This is a genomic window from Pedobacter lusitanus (assembly GCF_040026395.1).
Lineage (GTDB): Bacteria > Bacteroidota > Bacteroidia > Sphingobacteriales > Sphingobacteriaceae > Pedobacter > Pedobacter lusitanus.
On the sequence record NZ_CP157278.1, the window covers coordinates 3,119,390 to 3,138,127 of the forward strand.

The window sequence follows — 18,738 nt, forward strand, 5'->3', positions numbered from 1 at the left end:
TTAATATGGAAAAACCTACAAAAACCCGTTACTCAGATAACGAGCTACAAGAATTTAAAGAACTGATCCAGGATAAACTGCGTATGGCGAGAGAGGAATTTCTCAACTTAACAAATTCTTTAAGCAGCCCGAATTCTAATGGTACTGAAGATACTTCGGGTACTTATAAGACTTTGGAAGATGGTTCCGCAACACTAGAGAAAGAGCAATTAAATCAATTAGCCGCACGTCAGAAAAAATTCATTGAGAATTTAGAGGCTGCATTAGTCCGTATAGAAAACAAAACTTATGGTATTTGCCGCGAAACCGGTAAATTAATTCAGAAAGAACGTTTACGTGCGGTACCGCATGCAACTTTAAGTATGGAAGCTAAATTGAAGCAGGCATAATGAAAGGCTATACTAAACCTTTGCTGGTTATCTTCCTGGTACTGCTGGTAGACCAGGTATTAAAAACCTGGATTAAAACCAACATGTACATTGGTCAGGAGTTCAAGATCATTGGTAACTGGTTCATTATACATTTTACGGAGAACAACGGAATGGCCTTCGGAATGGAGTTTGGTGGTGAATTCGGAAAGCTGGCTTTATCTTTATTCAGAATTGCAGCTGTCGCAGCAATCGGATTCGGCCTGCACTATCTGGTTAAACACAAATATCACCGGGGCCTGGTACTGAATGTAGCATTGATTTTTGCTGGCGCACTGGGTAATATTATTGACTCTGTGGCTTATGGCAAAATATATGGCTATGCTACCCTGTTTCATGGCCGTGTAGTGGATATGTTTTACTTTCCGATACTGGAGGGTGTCTTTCCTAAATGGGTGCCTATATGGGGCGGAGAAGATTACATTTTCTTCAGACCTGTTTTTAATGTCGCAGATACTGCCATATCTGTAGGTGTAATCGCTATTCTTATTTTCCAGAAAAAATATTTTAAGGAAGAGGTTAAGGAAGAGATTGGGCCTAATAATGAAGTAGTAGAAGATTAGATGATTTTAAGATAATGTAAAAGGCTTTCTCTAAGGAGAAGGCCTTTTTTTTTGCTAAGGGGTTTAAAGGGGGGGGGTAAAATCTCTGTGGTATGTGTATGCGGGCTACGCGCCTAAGGGCGCTGATGCCCGCATACACATACCACAGAGATTTTAATTCACAGGGGTTAAACCTAGGCAATGTAAAAAGGCTTCTGATTTGCGAAAGATATTTCATTACTGTAAAATCATTGTGTGGGGCGGTGAAGGAAGGAAGATAGCATGATGCTTAGAATTTATATCATCCCAGCATTCGCCTTGTTGTCTCAAATAATCTATTGAAGGCCCGAGCCTATCTCCATGCTTTTGGAGATTTCTTTGATAAATTCTTTAAAGCTGACCAGGGTGATTTGACCATTAAAATACGTCCCCAGAGATCAAACGTTTTCCAATATTGCAAATAAAACTAATTAATAGGACTGCAAAAAAAAAGAGCATCTGCAGGGTTTTACCCAACGTGAAAAAAATTATGTCCTGTAAAACAGATTTGATTTAAGGTGAAATTGAATACCGCCCATTCCGGAGACAAAATAAAAACAAGCGCTGCCAGGGGCTTAAGAGGACTGATTTCCAGGTTTTTTTTAGAAATAAAATAAATACAGATCTGATGAGGGAATATTCTTAATTTAGATGAAATTAAAATTCTTCCATTATTGTTATGGAATCGGCATGGTTTTTACATCTGATATGTAAAGACACACAAATTGAAAATTATTATGAGAAAGTTATTAGTATTTGCCTTTGTTACCTTAATCAGTGTTAGCGCTATGGCCCAACAAGTAGATTTACGCAAAAAGATCACCGTTAGCGGAACCGCTGAAACGGAAGTTACCCCGGATATTATCTATATCAGCATCTCGCTGAAAGAATATCTGAAAGATGGTAACAGCAAGAAAAAAGTTGAAATTACCGATCTGGAAAAACAGCTGTACAACGCAATTCAAACTGCAGGTATCGCCAAAGAAAATTTAATGATCAACAGCTTATCAAGCTTCAACACCGCTCCGGAAAAAAAGAAAAATCCTGACTTCTTAGTGAGCAAACAATACCGTCTTAAAGTTACAGACCTGAACAAATGGAACGAAATTATCGGTTCAGTTGATCCTAAAGGTGTTGCTTACACCAACATTGACAGCTACGACTACTCCAAAATCGAAGCGCTAAAGAAAGAACTGAAAATTAAAGCTCTGCAAGCCGCAAAAACAAAAGCTACTTATTTAGTGGAAGCTCTTGGTAACCAACTGGGCGGAGTAATCGACATCCAGGAACAAAATAACGAAAACTACCCTGTATACCGTGCAAGTGGAATGATGATGAAATCTGCTATGGCCGAAGATTCTGCAGGAAGTGCACCTGAAATCGACTTCAAAAAGATCAAATTAAGCTACGTAATGAACACAGTTTTTGAAATCAAATAACTGATTAATTAACGTATATTGTATTTAAATGGAACCTACCAACAATTTGGTAGGTTTTTTGTTATATTAACATATTACTAATCTGTTTTGTCCACAAATAAATTAAAACCATGAAAAAATTAATCTACTCTTTCCTCCTCCTCTTCCTTTTAGGAGTTAGCGTAAACACTGTCTCTGCTGCCACTACCAAAGACAAAGTTGAACTAACCGCTGAACAAAAGGTTCAGTTAGAAAAGATCACTAACCGGGTTGAAGAAATCAGAGCAATGGACAAATCAAACATGTCCAGAGCCGAGAAAAAAGAATTACGCAAAGAACTTAGAGAAATGAAAAAACAAGCCCGCGGTATGGGCGGAGGAATCTATCTTTCTGTAGGTGCAATTATCATCATTATCTTATTATTGATCCTGATCTTATAGACCAGACAAAATTAAGCTATATAAAAAACGGGTGCCCATATACAGGAACACCCGTTTTTTATAGCCGATCGTTTGTTAAGGAATTAATCGATACGGTCAAATCCTGTATATTTCACCAAGACCTCCGGAATCATAATACCATCTTCAGTCTGATAGTTCTCCAGAATAGCTGCCACAATACGTGGTAAAGCTAACGCACTACCGTTTAATGTATGTGCCAATTGTGTTTTTCCTCCATTTCCCTTAAATCTTAATTTCAAACGGTTAGTCTGATATGCTTCAAAATTAGACACTGAAGAAACTTCCAGCCAACGCTGCTGCGCCGCACTCCAAACTTCCATGTCATAGGTCATAGCCGAAACAAATCCCATATCTCCACCACATAAACGCAATACACGGAAATGCAAACCAAGGTCTTTTAGCAAATCCTGTACGTAAGCACTCATCTCTTCCAGCACTTCGTAAGATTTATCCGGATGTACTACCTGTACCAACTCCACTTTATCAAACTGATGCAATCTGTTCAAGCCACGTACATGCGCTCCATATGATCCTGCCTCACGACGGAAACACGGGGTATAAGCTGTGTTTTTAACTGGTAATTCTTCTTCTTTTAAAATTACATCACGGTAAAGATTAGTCACAGGAACTTCTGCCGTAGGAATCAGATATAGATTATCTACTGTAGAATGATACATCTGACCTTCTTTATCCGGCAACTGTCCTGTTCCGAAACCCGAAGCTTCATTCACCATTAATGGCACCTGCATTTCTTTATAACCCTGCTCTGTAGCCCGGTCAAGAAAGAAATTAATCAGGGCACGCTGTAAACGGGCTCCCTTACCTTTATACACAGGAAAACCTGCACCGGTAATTTTAGTTCCCAGCTCAAAATCTATAATATCATATTTAGCAGTCAGCTCCCAGTGTGGTAATGCCTTCCCATGTAATTCTGCCGGAGCACCATGGGTAAGGACTACTTCATTTTCCTCTGGTGTAGCACCAGCAGGAACTTGTTCACCTGGTAAATTTGGTATCTGCACCAACGCATTAAACAAATGCTGTTCTACCACATTCAGCTGTTCTGAAAGTGTTTTAATATGTTCTTTGTTTGATGTAGTCTCTGCTTTTACTGCTTCAGCTTCTTCTTTTTTACCATTACGCATCAGCTCACCTACTTGTTTGGCATTGGCATTGGCGATAGCGGATAGGTTATCCAGCGAAGTTTGAGTCTGTCTGCGTTCTTCATCTAATTTGATAATTTCATCAACCAGTTCAGGTTGTTTAAAATTACGGACACCTAAGCGTTCTAAAACTTTCTCTCTATTTTCGCGGATATAGTTAACTTGCAGCATTATTTAATTTTTTTAACAAATATAACAAGAGTTTGGAGAATACTATGGGCGGTAAACTATTTCTGGTTCCAACACCAATAGGCAATCTTGAAGATATGACTTTCAGAGCCATCCGTGTTTTAAAGGAAGCAGATGTGATTCTGGCTGAAGATACCCGTACAAGTGCCCCTTTATTAAAGCATTTTGGCATCGATAAAAAGGCCTATTCACATCATCAGCATAATGAACATAAAGCGACTTCAGAAATTATTAAGTTTTTGAAGGAAGGCAAGAATGTAGCCCTGATTTCGGACGCAGGCACACCTGCAATCTCTGATCCCGGCTTTTTCCTGGTCAGAGAAGTGTTAAAAAATGATTTACCAGTCGAGTGCTTACCAGGGGCTACCGCTTTTGTACCGGCTCTGGTCAACTCTGGTCTGCCAACAGATGCATTTGTATTCGAAGGATTTCTACCTGTCAAAAAAGGCAGACAAACCCGCTTAAAGAAGCTTGCTGAAGAAGAAAGAACAATCATTCTTTACGAAAGTCCGCATCGCCTGTTAAAAACACTGGAAGAATTTGCACAGTTTTTTGGCGAAGAAAGACAGGCTTCTGTAAGCAGAGAGCTGACTAAACTATACGAAGAAACCGTTAGAGGTACACTGGTTGAAATAAAATCACACTTTGAGAGCAATGTTTTAAAAGGTGAATTTGTAATTTGTGTTGCCGGTAAGGAAGAAACTAAAAAGGAAAAACGCGCTTACGAAAAGGATTAAATTTAAAAATCCGGGAGAGCCCAAAATAAAAATAATATGATTTTAATCGATAGATTTTTAAGTGATGAACAAGATCCTAAAGCTGTTGAAAAGGTTTTAGGCAAGTTAAATGATATGCTAACCAGCAATGAGGAACTGATCTACCTTGCGGTACAAAAAAGACCTGCGGTAAATCTTCTTCCTGATTGTATAGCAGTCAGCAATAAACGCATCTTTTACTGTGAACCGGCAAACTTCGGCATCACAATGAACTTCAAGGATATCTCCTGGAAAAGTATTAAAGAGATCTCATTTAAAGAGGAGATATTCGGTTCTAAATTCATCTGCGTACCGCAGCATGGTGAGAATATCATCACGGAGTATATTCCTAAAGTACAGGCCCGCAAACTCTATCAGGCTGCCTACGAACAACTGGAAGCTTATAAAGAACAGGTCAGACAAACCGAAATGGAAGATAAAAGAGCTCAGCAACCTGCTCCCGCAGCGCTGTTCACCCCCGCCGAGACTCCTGTCCCGGAAAACATTCCTGCAGAAGAACCGGTTGAAGTTTATGTACCACCGGTACCTGTAGAGGAACCTGAGGATGAAACTACACTGAAATTAAGGAAGCTGAAAACTTTATACGACAAACAATTAATTACGCAAGCCGAATACGAGGCTAAAAAAGCCGATATCTTAGATACTTTCTAGCCTCATACCTTCTCAATGAAAGCGACACAAACCTACCTGCTTGCCCTATTAAGTGCATTTTTATTATGGCTGGCATGGCCGCCGCATACTTTTGCTGCTCCCCTTTTACTCATCGGTTTTGTACCGCTGCTAATCGCACTGGATCACCTGATCGGTAAAGGAGAAAAGAAAACAGGCAAAAAGGTTTTCCTCACAGCGGGTCTGGCTTTCCTGGTTTGGAATACAGCCTGCATCTACTGGGTATATAATGCAATAAGTGCCTATAATAATCCCGCCGTCGCACTCGTCATCTCTCTGATTCCCTATGGACTTGGAGCCCTGCTGATGACTTTCGCCTTCTGGCTTTATTATCGCTTCAGGACCATTGTAAGCAACAAACGTATTGCCTGGCTCGCTCTGGTCAGTTTTTGGGTAGGTATGGAATATTTACATGCCACCTGGGATCTTGCCTTCCCCTGGATGACCCTGGGTAACGGCCTTGCTGGCATGCATCAGCTTGCGCAATGGTATGAATCAACCGGAGTTTACGGAGGTTCCATCTGGATTCTGGTTAGTAATATCCTGGCCTTTGAAGCTTACAAAAGCTTTAAGTCAAACACAGGTTATCTTAAAATCAGACCTGCCCTTGGCTGGCTGATTTTTGTGATCGTACCGGCAGCAATTTCTTTGGTCAAATACTATGGCTACAAAGAGAAAACTGTCCCGATCAATGTAGTGGTAGTACAACCCAACATTGATCCTTACGAAAAAATGGGAGGTATCTCTCCTGCCGATCAGCTGAAAACCCTCATCCATTTATCGGACTCTGTTGCCCAAACCAATACGGAGTACTTTATCTGGCCGGAAACTGCTATTCCAAGTTATGCCAACGAAGACCGTATCCGCAGCACGACAGAGTTCATGGCCGCACAGTCTTTCCTGAATAAATATAAGAACGGAACCCTGATTACCGGGATAGAGAGTCTTAAATTCTACAATGATAAAAGTACGATCTCTGCCAAACTCGATCCCGGCACCAACCAGTATTTCGACAACTACAATTCTGCAATGCAGGTAGAAAACTCTGCAAATGTGCAGTTCTATCATAAGTCTAAACTGGTACCTGGTGTAGAGAAAATGCCGTTTCCAAAAACCCTGTCCTTTCTTGCTCCGGTTTTTGCCGGCCTGGGAGGAACTGTTTCCGGTTGGGGATGGCAGGAAAATCCTGGTGTCTTCTACTCCCAGAATGGTGTAGGTGTAGCTCCTGTAATCTGTTATGAATCCCTATGGGGAAGCTGGATCGGAGAGTCTGTTAAAAACGGAGCACAGCTCATTGCTATCATCACCAATGATGGCTGGTGGGGCAATACTTCAGGTAAAGACCAGCATTTCCTTTATGCCAAACTTCGCGCCATTGAAAGCCGCAGGTGGGTAGTACGCTCTGCCAACACTGGCATCTCAGGCTTCATCAATCAGCGTGGGGATGTGGTTAAACAATCCGCATGGTGGACCCGTGACGCGCTGAAAATGGACGTAAACCTGAATGACCAGCTTACTCTTTATGTAAAAAGCGGAGACATTATCGCACAGATTCTGAGTATAACCGGTATTGTACTGGCGTTATTCATCCCTTACCATATCTTTATCAGGAAGAAAAAAACCGCAAAGCTGTAAGAAGCAGCTGACTGTTCAGCCAGTCAGCTCAGCAACCGCATAAAAAAAGGTGCCCGTTTTTCCCGGGCACCTTTGCTATTCTACCATCATTTCTGTTTCTTTTCGTTTAGTTCAGCCGGATCAAATTCCCTGCTAAAGATAAATGGTAAATAATAATCCTTGCCTCCGCGGAGGCTAACAAGATCCCAACCCAGTTCAGACATGTAATTCAAAACCTCTACCCTTGTTTCCAGAGATTCTACTTTCTGCAATTTCCGGATGCAGACAGAGTCTTTGAGTGGATTATACTTTCTGTTCTGTCCATAATCTACTGCGTAGCCCGAGTAGAAAAACTTATCACTACTTGACACTTCGCAGTATCTTTTCACTTTGTTCTGGGCTTGTGTCCTGAAAGCCATCAGCTGAAACAGGAGCAGCAAAACCGGAAAAATAATTTTCAGTTTCATCATGTGTTTTTTATTTAAAAATTAACCTAACTAATCTCAAGTTCAAGTTAATCCATCACATAATCAAGTATTTTCCTAAAACTATTTAACTTATTTTCCTTTCACAGATTTCAGCATTTCTTTCACCGCAGCAATCAGCTGCTGATCTTCACCAGCCAGAATCTTATTATATTCATTAGCCACCATAATATCCGGCTCAAGCTGATGGTTTTCTGTAGCATGCGTTTCACCTGCACCATAAGTACCAATCATAGGAATACCAAAAACAATCTTGTTATTAATCTGCGCTTCCCACCATACGGCTGTTCCCGTTCCGGCAACCGGCATGCCTACTAATTTACCTATGCCAAGCTCCTTATAAGCGTAAGGGAACATAAATGCATCAGAATAATTGCCTTCACTCATAAGTACACAACTAGGTTTTGACCATTTATTCAATGGCTCTCCACCTGTAGTAATATGCCCCTGAGGACGGAGTGTAAAGTACAACTTGCCACTTAGAAAGGTAACCAGATCATCATGTAACCAACCTCCTCCATTAAATCTGGAGTCTACAATCAGTGCTTCTTTTTGACTGTTTTTACCAAGTACTTTATCAAATGTCACTCTGAAACTTGGATCATCCATACCCCGAACATGGACATAACCAACTTTACCGCCAGAAAGGCTATCAGTCAGGTGTTCCATTAATTTCACCCATCTGTTATAGAGCAACGCCGAAGATTCTTTTCTTGGTCTGATTGGTTTAATAATCTCCTCATAGACACCAGAACCTTTGACCTCATGGAAAGAGATACGTGTGAACTGACCTGCTTTATGATTCAGTAATCCGGACCAGTCTGCATCAGCAGTAATGGCTACCCCATCAATCTTATCAATGATGACATCGGACTTCATTTTAGTATCAGCAATATCAAACGGACCACCAGCGATTATTTCTTTTACCAATAAACCATTGCCTTTTCTGGTCAGATCATAGATCAGGCCAAGCGCAGCAGTTTCATCACCATTAGGGAAAAAAGGGCTATAACGTCCACCGGTATGAGAAGCATTCAGTTCACCTAAAAATTCACTTAATAATATCTGGAAATCATAGTCATTAGTAATATAAGGTAAAAACTGTTTGTAATTGGTATGATAATAATCCCAGTCCACTCCCTGAAGGTTAGGATCAAAGAATTTCTTTTTCACCTGTTTCCAGGCATGATCAAGGATATATTCGCGCTCGCCCATGGCATTCAGCTGCATATCGGAATTGATCACGACAGGAGTTACTTTACCATCTTCGGCACTCACTTTCATGATGTTTCCATTAGCCAGTACAAATAGTGTTTTCCCATCAGGGGTCATTTCAATACCACCATCCTGAGCATCAAGTTTTGCCAGCACTTTACTTTCATTGGTGCGCAGTGTAGTTACCCAAAGATCATATCCTTTATCATACTTAGCCAGGAAATATAACTTCTCACCATCTTTAGACAATTTAGCTCCGTTGATAGAAGTGGAAGCCATAGTTAAACGTTTGGTACGGTCTTCGAGGTTCTTCAGATATAAATTAACTGGTTCAACTATCTTTTTAGCTGGTTCTTTTACTTTATCTTTTTCCTTTTTCTTCAGACCGGCAACTTCGGTTTTTTTAGCAACTGTATCTTTTTTCTCTGCTTCAGTTCTTAAGCCAAAATCTTCTTTACTTAACAGGAATTTATCCCATGTCTTCTGATCAAAAAACATGGCATAGATATCTGACTGACTGCCACGACTCAGGTTTTTCATTCCATCTTTATCAGTCAGCCAGTACATCATTTTTCCATCCATACCCCATTGTGGTGTTTCATCGCTGAATCCGCTTTGTGTCAGATTAATACGTTTACCTGAACCATCATCTTTGATCAGGACAACCTCATTCTGGAACCAGCCTCCGCCTTCGGTAGATTGTGCAAGCAAATATTTGCTATCCGGAGACCAGGTGAAATACTGATCGCCGTCAGCATAAGAATAATTTACACCTTGCGCGATTAAGGTATTGGTAGTTTTGGCTGCGATATCATAGGACTTCAGCATATTTCTTTCTTCCAGATAGGCAATCTTCTTTCCATCAGGAGAATACACACCCTGGAATTCATCTTTAGGGCCGGCAATTACACTTTCCGTATTTAAAATAGTAGCCGCAAAGAAATAAGGTTCATTTTTATTCGTGATCGATACCTGGTCAATATCCCATGATCCTTCATGTTCAGCAGAATAGAGCAATTTGCGCCCATCAGGGCTAAACTGTACCATTCGTTCCTGATATGGTGTATTGGTAATTCTTTTGGTTGTATTACCATCGACTGAAGTGACGAAAATATCTCCGCGATAAACGAATGCGACCTGTTTTCCATCGTTGGAAACAGCTATTTCAGAAGCATCCCCTCTAACAGCTACAGTGGTAATCTGATCACCTGCAAAGTCAGCATTTAGATTGATTGCCAGTTTTTTAGGTTGCTGACCTTCGGTTAAGGTGTAGATATCTCCGTTATAGGTAAATACAAATTCACCATGCGCTGATCTGGAAAGATTACGCACAGGATTCTTTTCAAAATTAGTTAACTGTTTTACCTCTGACCGGTTAGCCAGTGATGACCTGAATAAATTCTGTGTTCCGTTTTTTTCGCTCAGATAGTAGAAAATATCACCACTACCCCACACTGGTTCCCGGTCTTCTCCCTTAAAATCAGATACTTTAGTATAAGCGTTGCTTTTGATATTATAAGTCCAGATATCACGGGTAACGGCCGAAGTATGGTGCTTTCTCCAGGGATCTTCATAGCCTTTTCTGTCCTGAAAAATCAATTGATCCCCCTTTTCATTGTAATGTGCATATTCCATTCCAGCACTGTTCAGCATTCTGCTGTTTCCGCCTTTTACAGGAACTTCATATAGCTTGGTGAAAATCCCGTCATTGGGGAAACGGGCTGAGGAATAAACATCATGACGATCGGTACCGAAAATGACTTGTGCATCATCAACTGAGAAATCACATGGAATATCACGGCTGGAATTAAAGGTAAGACGGCTTGCCTCACCGCCTGAAGCATTCATTAAATAAACATCAAAATTACCATAGCGGTCTGAAGCAAAAGCTATCTTCTTACTGTCATGGCTCCAGATAGGATAACCATTATAAGAATTCGCAATCGTTAACGGGACAGCATCACCTCCGGTAAAAGGGACCTTAAAGATATTCCCCTTGTATTCAAAAGCCACCCATTTTCCATCGGGTGAAACGGCTGGTTGCTGCATCCAGCGTGGCTGGCTCTCCGCCCGGCCATTGAGACCGGCAAATGCTAAAAATGAAAAGAGTAGTAAGGTTTTTTTCATATTGATCTTTAAATGTTTAGGTAATGGGTTGAGATAAAAAGAATAAATCAAAGCTAGAATAAACATACCACCATGCAACCATATTGCATTATTGTTACATGGTTATTCTGCTAATATAAGACATCGTAAAATATCAAATGTTGCAATCTGCTCTCTTGCTAACCAACCTTTCAGCATCTCAATGAACACAGGTCATAAAAAAACACGATGCTGTATTCCGGGGCGTCAGGTTCCTCACAGAAGGAACATAACCCGGAATACAGCATCGTGTTTTTTTATCCTTTTAACCGGAAGCTAAACCTACGCCAGATACTTCCCGACAATTGGCATCCTCCTGCCACTGCCGAAAGCCTTCGGAGAAACCCTCAGTATAGGGGGGGTCTGATACCTCTTGAACTCTGCCCCATTCACCATTTTAATAATCCTTCTCACCAGAGTTTCCTCATAGCCCATTGCAATAATATCCTTCGAAGTCTTTTTCAGTTCTATAAACTGGAAAAGTATAGTATCGAGTGTATCGTAATCAGGTAAAGAATCAGAATCTTTTTGGCCTGGTCTCAGCTCAGCTGAAGGTGGTTTGACTATCGTATTTTCAGGAATAACCTCACCATCCTTATTGATATAATGTGCCAGCTCATAAATCTGAGTCTTATAAACATCTCCTATTACACCTATCGCACCACACATATCGCCGTAAAGTGTTCCGTACCCTACCGCACATTCACTTTTATTGGAGGTATTCAATAAGATATAGCCAAATTTATTAGACATGGCCATAACCACAATTCCCCTGCTCCTCGCCTGAATATTTTCTTCTGTTAAATTGAATGGTAATCCTTTAAAAGCACCTGCCATCATACTATCAAAAGCATCTGCTGCTGCTGCAATGGAAATAATCTCATGTTTACAGCCAAAATTAGCCACCAGATCAAGCGCGTCCTTAATAGAGTGATCTGAAGAATATTTACTTGGCATTAATACGGCCATCACATTTTCAGGTCCCAGAGCACGGCAGGCCAGCGCACAGACAATCGCAGAGTCTATCCCGCCGGACAATCCCAGTACTGCTTTGGAAAAACCAGACTTCACAAAGTAGTCCTTAATTCCCATTACTAGTGCGTCGTGAATCTGAGCGATATCAGACATCGGTTTGTGTGCTGTTGGCTTACCCTCAATTGCTCCTCCAACGAGCGTATACGTCTTTAATTGCTCTTTAAAATAGTCCATTTCATCCAGCATATTCCCCTGCTGGTCAAAGACCATAGAACCACCATCAAAAATGATTTCCGTTTGTGCCCCAACCTGGTTCACATATAATAAAGGCAGGTTATACTTTTTCGCATTATCCGCCAGCACGATTCTGCGTTCATCATCATGCTGATAAGAAAACGGAGAAGCGGCAATATTGATCATCACGTCAGGATTCTCTTTGATCAGTGCGTCCATCGGATTGGAAACATATAACGGGTTATTGTTAATATTCCAAAGATCCTCGCAAATGGTTAAGGCAATTTTTACTCCCTTAAAATCAATACAGGCAAATTCTCTGGCTGGTTCAAAATAACGATACTCATCAAAAACATCATAATTAGGCAATAGTGCTTTTCTGGCAATCGATTTAATCTGCTTATCTTCTATAAAGTAAGCCGCATTATATAAATCTTTACCGGCCAGTTCTTCATTTCTGACTGGCAGACCAACAATACAGGCTATCCCGGTACAATGCTCAGCAATCTCCCTCCCGGCATCTTCACAGAGTGAAATAAACTCTTCAAATTCCAGAAAATCACGCGGCGGATAACCACATACTGCCAGCTCCGCGAACACAACAAGGTCTGCTCCATCGGCCTTTGCCAGATTAATATGCTCTATGATTTTTTTTGTGTTGCTTTCAAAATTACCAATATGATAATTGAGCTGCGCTAATGCTATCTTCATAATCTGCTAAAAGAATACCCCGAAATTTAAACCTACATAATGATTACGTGTATTTCTGCCTGGTGCAGACGAAATATCAGTAAATCCATTGTTAAATGTTAAGCCAGTAGTTACACTGGTATTTTTTGCCACATCGTATTCCAACCCTGCACCAATAATCAATCCGGCACGGTAAAAGTTAGTATCTTTCTTGATATGCTGATCTTTTACAATTGTTTTTCCAGCTACCGCGACATCTTGTCTGGCACTGATATTAAATCCATTGGAGAGACCAAATTGTCCATACCAGCGAACATCCCCTATCTTATCTGTTTTCAGTTTCAATGTCAGCGGAACTTCAATATACTGCATTTTATATTTAAGATCGTACAAAGTAGGATTTGGATAGGCAGCTGCATCATAATAAGGAATGGGATTAATTTCTGATGTCTTACCATTAATACTGGTAATAGTTAATCCTGTTGCCAGACTATAATTCTCTGCGAAGTTGAAATCAGCCAGCAAGCCATAAGCAAAACCCAGACTGAATCCATTGCCTTTACCATTCTCAGGTTTAGCCCAGCCAAAAGTCGGATGTGCGGTTAAGCCCAGTCTGAAGCCATAATAAGGCCCGGATCCCTGTTGTGCAAAAGCCGTAGCAGTTAAAAATGTCAGTAAAAGTGCAGCTACTATTTGTTTCATTTGTATCATATTTGTTTGTAATAAGTGTTGAAACAGGCTCACAGGCTTTTCTATCTTTTTTTGAAGCTGGTCAATGATGGTTTCCTCCATGATCTGTTTATATTTGTTATCAATGAACAATAACGTTAAACATCCCCAAATCTATCTAATTTTTCTTTGTGTAATCACTTTTTTTTCCTGCAAACAGGCTGGAAAGCCCAATGTGGATGATATAAAGGTGGATATTAAGATTGAAAGGTTTGACCGGGATCTATATGCAGGGCAGCACAAAAAGCTGGAAGAAACTGACCTGTTTCTGCGTAAAAAGTATACTTATTTTTACGATGATTATATCCACAGAATGGTGGGCGACAGAAGTTATAGCGATGCCGAAATTTTAACTACCCTGTACAGGGATCAGGCTTATACAGACCTGAATGCCGAAGCAGACAGTGTGTTCAGGGACATGAAACCTATAGAACAGAATCTAACCCAGACTTTTAAGTATATTAAGTATTACTATCCTAAAATTAAGGTTCCGAAATTTATTTCTTTCATTTCCGGTTTTTCTGTGCAAACCCCAATTGGAGATGGTTATATGGGAATAGGTCTGGATATGTTTTTAGGCAAAGACAGTAAGTTTTATGGTGCCATTGTAAAAAGTGTGCCGCTATACCTGTCCAGAAGATTTACTCCTGATTATATTGTGCCACGGATCACAGAGACCTATGCCAGGGAAGAGTTATTCCCTCAAAAGGATGAAGCTCATTCTTTGTTATCCAAAATGGTAGAGAATGGGAAAATTCTGTATTTTATGGACATGGTACTTCCGGATAATATGCCGGATACGCTGAAAATTGGTTATACGGAAAAACAGCTGGCCTGGTGTAAAACTTTTGAAGGTAATATATGGGCATATTTTATTGAGAACAACCTGCTGTTTGAATCAGACAGTCAGAAAATACAGATGTACCTCAGTGAAGCTCCCTTTACGCCGGGTTTAGGTGTGAAAAATGAATCTGCACCTAAACTGGGCATATGGATAGGCTGGCAAATGGTCAGAAAATATATGGCCGAAAATCCAAAAGTTACCTTGCAGGAACTGATGAAAGAACAGGATCCGCAAAAGATATTAAACGGGGCAAAGTATAAACCCAAAATGTAAGATCATTATGAAGAAAATAGGAATTGTTTTGTCTGGCGGCGGAATCAGGGGAATTGCTCACCTTGGTGTTTTAAAAGCATTAACCAATGCGGGAATAACATTCAGCCATATCAGCGGAACAAGTGCGGGTGCTATAGTAGGTTCATTTTTCGCTGCAGGGATTGACCCTGAATATGCACTGGATATCTTCATGAAAACAAAGCTGCTGCGTTTTGTCAGGCCTTCTTTAGGTGCTTTGGGACTCGTGAGTATTGAACATACTGCACAGCTGTTACAGGAATTTTTTCCTGATAATAAGATAGAAAATCTAAAAATCCCGCTGACTATCACTGCGACAAACTTCAGTGAAGGCAGGTTAGTCTATTTTACTGAAGGCCCGCTGATCCGGGCTGTTCAGGCATCTTCCTGTATTCCGGGAATATTCAAACCCATTATGATTGACGGACAGATGTATGTTGATGGTGGAATTCTGAATAATTTTCCCGTTGAACCTTTATTGAATAATTGTGATTTCATTATCGGCTCTTCCTGTAATCACCTGAAACCGGTAGACAGTATCACTCATATTACCACCTTAATGGCCAGAGCCGGTCTGATGTCTGTCAATAAGGATATGGAACAGAAATCGGCCTTCTGTAATCTTCTAATTGAGCCTAAAGGCATGGGTGAAATCAGCACTTTTGACATGAAAAAAGCTGAAACAATTTACTGGCTTGCTTATGAAGAAACACTGAAAACGATCCAGCATAGTGACGTTTTCAAAGAGTTATTAAAAGATTTAAAGTCTTAAATGGTTTTTAAGGCTACCAGATGGTCTCCATCCAGTACGGGGATTGTCTGGCAAATACTGGTCTGCAGACAAAATTTCACATCTTCTTCTATATTCAGTGCAACCATGCGATGACTATGAGAAGATTTATGAATGTATGCTCTTAAATCATCCTTGGCAAGCAGATAAAGATCTTCTGCGGCCACACTCGCGTCATCGTAATGCGTAAAATTCTGACGAAGCTGGTTGACTACAGCACCTGCAAAAATAGTGTCTTCCAGATTGAACTGATCTTTCCATCCTGCGCAAAGGAGCAATAAATCCTTATCCTGGGTTTTGAGCCATTCACATAAAGCTTCCAGATTTAAAAAAGCTCCGATCACGACCTGGCTGGCGTGTTTCCTTGCCAGGTGAATAGCCTTGGTACCATTGGTTGTGGTTAGAACTATTGTTTTTCCCGCTACTTTTTCAGCGGTATAAGAAAACGGGGAATTGCCGAAGTCATAGCCTTCAACTACTTCCCCGTTTCGCTCTGCTGCCAGCAAATAACCTTTACCGGCATAATTCATACATTCTTCTACCTGCGCCACCGGGATAATCGCCTGCGCTCCATTATCAATTCCATAAACCATGGAAGAGGTTGCTCTTAAAATATCTATAACTACAACAATACTGTTTTCAATATGATATAAATCAATAAGGGCTGGAGTTAAACAGACTTCTATCTTTCTTTGCATAAAATGGCAGGCAGCGGATTATTTATAAAATGGGAACTTTACTACTTTAGCTTTGATCGGAGTATTACGGATACTGATAAAAATCTCAGTACCTTCTTTAGCATGTTCTTTAGCTACATAACCCATTCCTATTGCTTTTTGTAACGATGGAGACTGTGTACCTGAAGTTACTTTTCCAATTACGTTTCCTGCTGCATCAACGATTTCATAGTCATGACGCGGAATACCACGGTCAATCATTTCAAAACCAATCAGACGACGTTTAACACCAGCTTCTTTTTCAGCAAGTAAAGCTTCTGAATTAGTAAATGCTTTAGTGAATTTGGTTACCCATCCTAAACCGGCTTCAATTGGTGAAGTTGTATCGTCGATATCGTTTCCATATAGACAGAACCCCATTTCCAGACGTAAAGTATCACGTGCACCTAAACCAATCGGTTTGATATTAAAAGCTTCTCCTGCTTTAAAAACAGCATCCCAGACAGCTTCTGCATGTTCGTTTTCACAATAGATCTCAAAACCACCGGCACCTGTATAACCGGTTGCAGAAACGATTACGTTATCTACACCAGCAAACATGCCTTTAGTGAAAGTATAATATTCCATAGAGGCCAGGTCAATATCAGTCAGGCTCTGCAAAGCTTCTGCCGCTTTAGGTCCCTGAACTGCCAGCAAAGAAGTCTGATCAGAAATGTTGTGCATTTCTACACCCTGTGTATTGAATTTCTGAATCCAGTTCCAGTCTTTTTCAATGTTTGAAGCGTTAACAACAAGCATATAAGTTTTTTCGTCGATTCTGTAAATCAGTAAATCGTCTACAATACCGCCATCTTCATTTGGAAGATAAGCATACTGAACTTTACCATCATATAATTTTGAAGCATCATTGCTGCTTACACGTTGAATCAGATCCAGTGCATTGTCACCCTTAAGGATGAATTCTCCCATGTGGCTTACGTCAAAAACGCCTACGGCTTTCCTGACTGTAGCATGTTCTGCATTAATGCCTTCGTATTGAACGGGCATATTGTATCCTGCAAATGGAACCATCTTGGCTCCTAATGAAATATGTTTTTCTGTTAATGCGGTATTATTCATGCGATATTGCTCTTAAAATTGAGGGCAAAAGTACATAAAAATTATCCATTTACTAATCGCTGATAGACATTCAGCATCCTTTGTGAAATAGTGGCGAGGTTATGATCTCTTTCTGCTGTTTTGCGGGCATTTTCACCAATTTCACGCCATCTGTTCGGATGGGTAATACATTGCAGGATACAGCGGTAAAATTCATCTGCGGTATCGGCAATGAGGATATCTTTTCCGTTTTCACAGTTAAGCCCCTCTGCTGCGTAGGTGGTAGCGATAATACATTTTTTCATCGCCATCCCTTCAATGATTTTCACACGCATCCCACTTCCGGAAAGCAAAGGAACAATCATAATAGCCTTGGAATTTATAAATTCAACTGCATCAAAGACCTCTCCTTCTACCACAAGGTTATCCGAGTCATAATCATAAAAATGCTGCGGCATCTTTTTACCTGCAATATAAAACCGGAGTTCAGAACTTAGTTTTTCAATGTCAGGCCAGATTTCGTCTATAAACCATTCCAGCCCTTCTTTATTAGGCCGCCAGTCCATTGCTCCCAGATGAAATAAAGTAGGGAAGCTGGTTTTTGACAGGTCAATAGTATATTTTTCGAAATCCAGTGCTACTGGAAATACCTCTATCCCAATCTGACAGCCAAAAGACAGAATACTATGTCTGTCCGGTTCACTGATTGCAAAGATCTGATGAAAACGGTTAATCTGTTCTGTTTCGTAAATTTTCAGCCTGCGGGCCAGAAACTGAAGATATTTACGCCTGGGCGTAAAACGCTCCGAGTGTGCCAGGCGTTCCCATACATCAAAAACAATATTGTGAGCCCGGTAAATCAGCTTCGCCTTACTGTTGGTTTTAACCACATCCAGATAAGGCACAACAAATAATCCTTCAAACTGAATAATATCAAATTCGGTTTCCCGGAGAATATTTTCGAGTAATTTCGCGGCGTCGTCATCATAATATCTGGAAACATTATAAGACTCATTGGAAAAGATATTGAAAAATGCACCCCAGAGATTAACCTCAGTATCGAGATCAAAAGAATGAAATTTGATCCTGTCATAAACAGGGTCATAAATATCATCTACATCAACCCGGTGCTGGTTGGTGTTAATACTGAACAAAGTAATTTCCACTCCCAGATTCAGCAATCCTTTCATCGTATTATATACTACGATAGGATAACCACTATTGGGCGGAAAGGGGACTCTGTTGCTAAGTATAAGTGTTTTCAAT

The 18,738-nt window shown here is 40.5% G+C and carries 17 protein-coding genes; 9 read left to right on the top strand and 8 right to left on the bottom strand.

What is annotated here, in order from left to right; all coding sequences use genetic code 11:
- Positions 1–5 precede the first annotated feature (5 nt).
- From PL_RS13210 to PL_RS13225, 4 genes are all read left to right on the top strand, one after another.
- A complete protein-coding gene (locus tag PL_RS13210; RefSeq protein WP_041885291.1) occupies positions 6–389 on the top strand; it encodes a TraR/DksA family transcriptional regulator in 384 nt (127 codons plus the stop codon).
- A complete protein-coding gene (locus tag PL_RS13215; RefSeq protein ID WP_041885294.1) occupies positions 389–991 on the top strand; it encodes a lipoprotein signal peptidase in 603 nt (200 codons plus the stop codon). The genes PL_RS13210 and PL_RS13215 overlap by 1 nt, the downstream gene beginning before the upstream one ends.
- Before the next feature lie 755 nt (positions 992–1,746).
- Positions 1,747–2,448, top strand: coding sequence for an SIMPL domain-containing protein (locus PL_RS13220; RefSeq protein WP_041885295.1), 702 nt, complete (start codon positions 1,747–1,749; stop codon positions 2,446–2,448).
- 110 nt (positions 2,449–2,558) lie between these two features.
- Entirely contained in the window at positions 2,559–2,867 is a 309-nt protein-coding gene (locus PL_RS13225) for a hypothetical protein (protein WP_041885297.1), read from the top strand.
- 83 nt (positions 2,868–2,950) lie between these two features.
- Here PL_RS13225 and serS read toward each other — a convergent pair whose 3' ends face one another.
- Positions 2,951–4,222 carry a serine--tRNA ligase gene (gene serS, locus PL_RS13230; RefSeq protein WP_041885300.1) on the bottom strand — a complete coding sequence of 424 codons (1,272 nt, stop codon included), beginning with the start codon at positions 4,220–4,222 and terminating at the stop codon, positions 2,951–2,953.
- A gap of 44 nt (positions 4,223–4,266) precedes the next feature.
- Between serS and rsmI the strand changes: the two genes are divergently transcribed.
- Genes rsmI through lnt form a run of 3 tightly spaced genes read left to right on the top strand, consistent with a single transcriptional unit; the run spans position 4,267 to position 7,320 of the window.
- Complete coding sequence (gene rsmI / locus PL_RS13235) at positions 4,267–4,977, top strand: 16S rRNA (cytidine(1402)-2'-O)-methyltransferase (protein WP_041885303.1); 711 nt, start codon at positions 4,267–4,269, stop codon at positions 4,975–4,977.
- A 36-nt stretch (positions 4,978–5,013) separates the two neighbouring features.
- The gene (locus PL_RS13240) at positions 5,014–5,667 is read left to right on the top strand and encodes a PH domain-containing protein (RefSeq protein WP_041885305.1); all 654 of its coding nucleotides are present in this window, start codon (positions 5,014–5,016) and stop codon (positions 5,665–5,667) included.
- A gap of 15 nt (positions 5,668–5,682) precedes the next feature.
- Entirely contained in the window at positions 5,683–7,320 is a 1,638-nt protein-coding gene (gene lnt / locus PL_RS13245) for an apolipoprotein N-acyltransferase (protein ID WP_041885308.1), read from the top strand.
- Positions 7,321–7,406: 86 nt separating this feature from the next.
- On the opposite strand, the gene PL_RS13250 is transcribed toward lnt, so the two are convergent.
- The 4 genes from PL_RS13250 to PL_RS13265 all read right to left on the bottom strand — a co-directional run bounded on the left by PL_RS13250 (position 7,407) and on the right by PL_RS13265 (position 13,745).
- Positions 7,407–7,769 carry a hypothetical protein gene (locus PL_RS13250; RefSeq protein ID WP_152620372.1) on the bottom strand — a complete coding sequence of 121 codons (363 nt, stop codon included), beginning with the start codon at positions 7,767–7,769 and terminating at the stop codon, positions 7,407–7,409.
- Positions 7,770–7,856: 87 nt separating this feature from the next.
- Complete coding sequence (locus tag PL_RS13255) at positions 7,857–11,126, bottom strand: S41 family peptidase (protein WP_348619691.1); 3,270 nt, start codon at positions 11,124–11,126, stop codon at positions 7,857–7,859.
- Positions 11,127–11,426: 300 nt separating this feature from the next.
- Complete coding sequence (locus PL_RS13260) at positions 11,427–13,064, bottom strand: NAD+ synthase (RefSeq protein WP_348619692.1); 1,638 nt, start codon at positions 13,062–13,064, stop codon at positions 11,427–11,429.
- Between the two features lie 6 nt (positions 13,065–13,070).
- On the bottom strand, positions 13,071–13,745 hold the full coding sequence (locus tag PL_RS13265; protein ID WP_041879758.1) for a porin family protein: 675 nt from the start codon (positions 13,743–13,745) through the stop codon (positions 13,071–13,073).
- A gap of 112 nt (positions 13,746–13,857) precedes the next feature.
- Here PL_RS13265 and gldB point away from each other — a divergent pair, with 112 nt between their 5' ends.
- Both gldB and PL_RS13275 read left to right on the top strand, forming a co-directional pair.
- Complete coding sequence (gene gldB, locus PL_RS13270) at positions 13,858–14,889, top strand: gliding motility lipoprotein GldB (RefSeq protein ID WP_041879719.1); 1,032 nt, start codon at positions 13,858–13,860, stop codon at positions 14,887–14,889.
- Positions 14,890–14,896: 7 nt separating this feature from the next.
- A complete protein-coding gene (locus PL_RS13275) occupies positions 14,897–15,679 on the top strand; it encodes a patatin-like phospholipase family protein (protein WP_041879717.1) in 783 nt (260 codons plus the stop codon).
- On the opposite strand, the gene PL_RS13280 is transcribed toward PL_RS13275, so the two are convergent.
- The 3 genes from PL_RS13280 to PL_RS13290 are packed head-to-tail and all read right to left on the bottom strand — an operon-like array spanning position 15,676 to position 18,737.
- Entirely contained in the window at positions 15,676–16,395 is a 720-nt protein-coding gene (locus tag PL_RS13280; RefSeq protein ID WP_041879714.1) for a 2-phosphosulfolactate phosphatase, read from the bottom strand. The two genes, PL_RS13275 and PL_RS13280, sit on opposite strands and share 4 nt — an antisense overlap.
- Positions 16,396–16,413: 18 nt before the next feature.
- Entirely contained in the window at positions 16,414–17,493 is a 1,080-nt protein-coding gene (gene gcvT / locus PL_RS13285; protein WP_041879712.1) for a glycine cleavage system aminomethyltransferase GcvT, read from the bottom strand.
- A 41-nt stretch (positions 17,494–17,534) separates the two neighbouring features.
- Positions 17,535–18,737: a glycosyltransferase family 4 protein gene (locus PL_RS13290; RefSeq protein WP_041879709.1), complete on the bottom strand. Its 1,203-nt coding sequence runs from the start codon at positions 18,735–18,737 to the stop codon at positions 17,535–17,537.
- Between the last annotated feature and the right edge of the window lies 1 nt (position 18,738).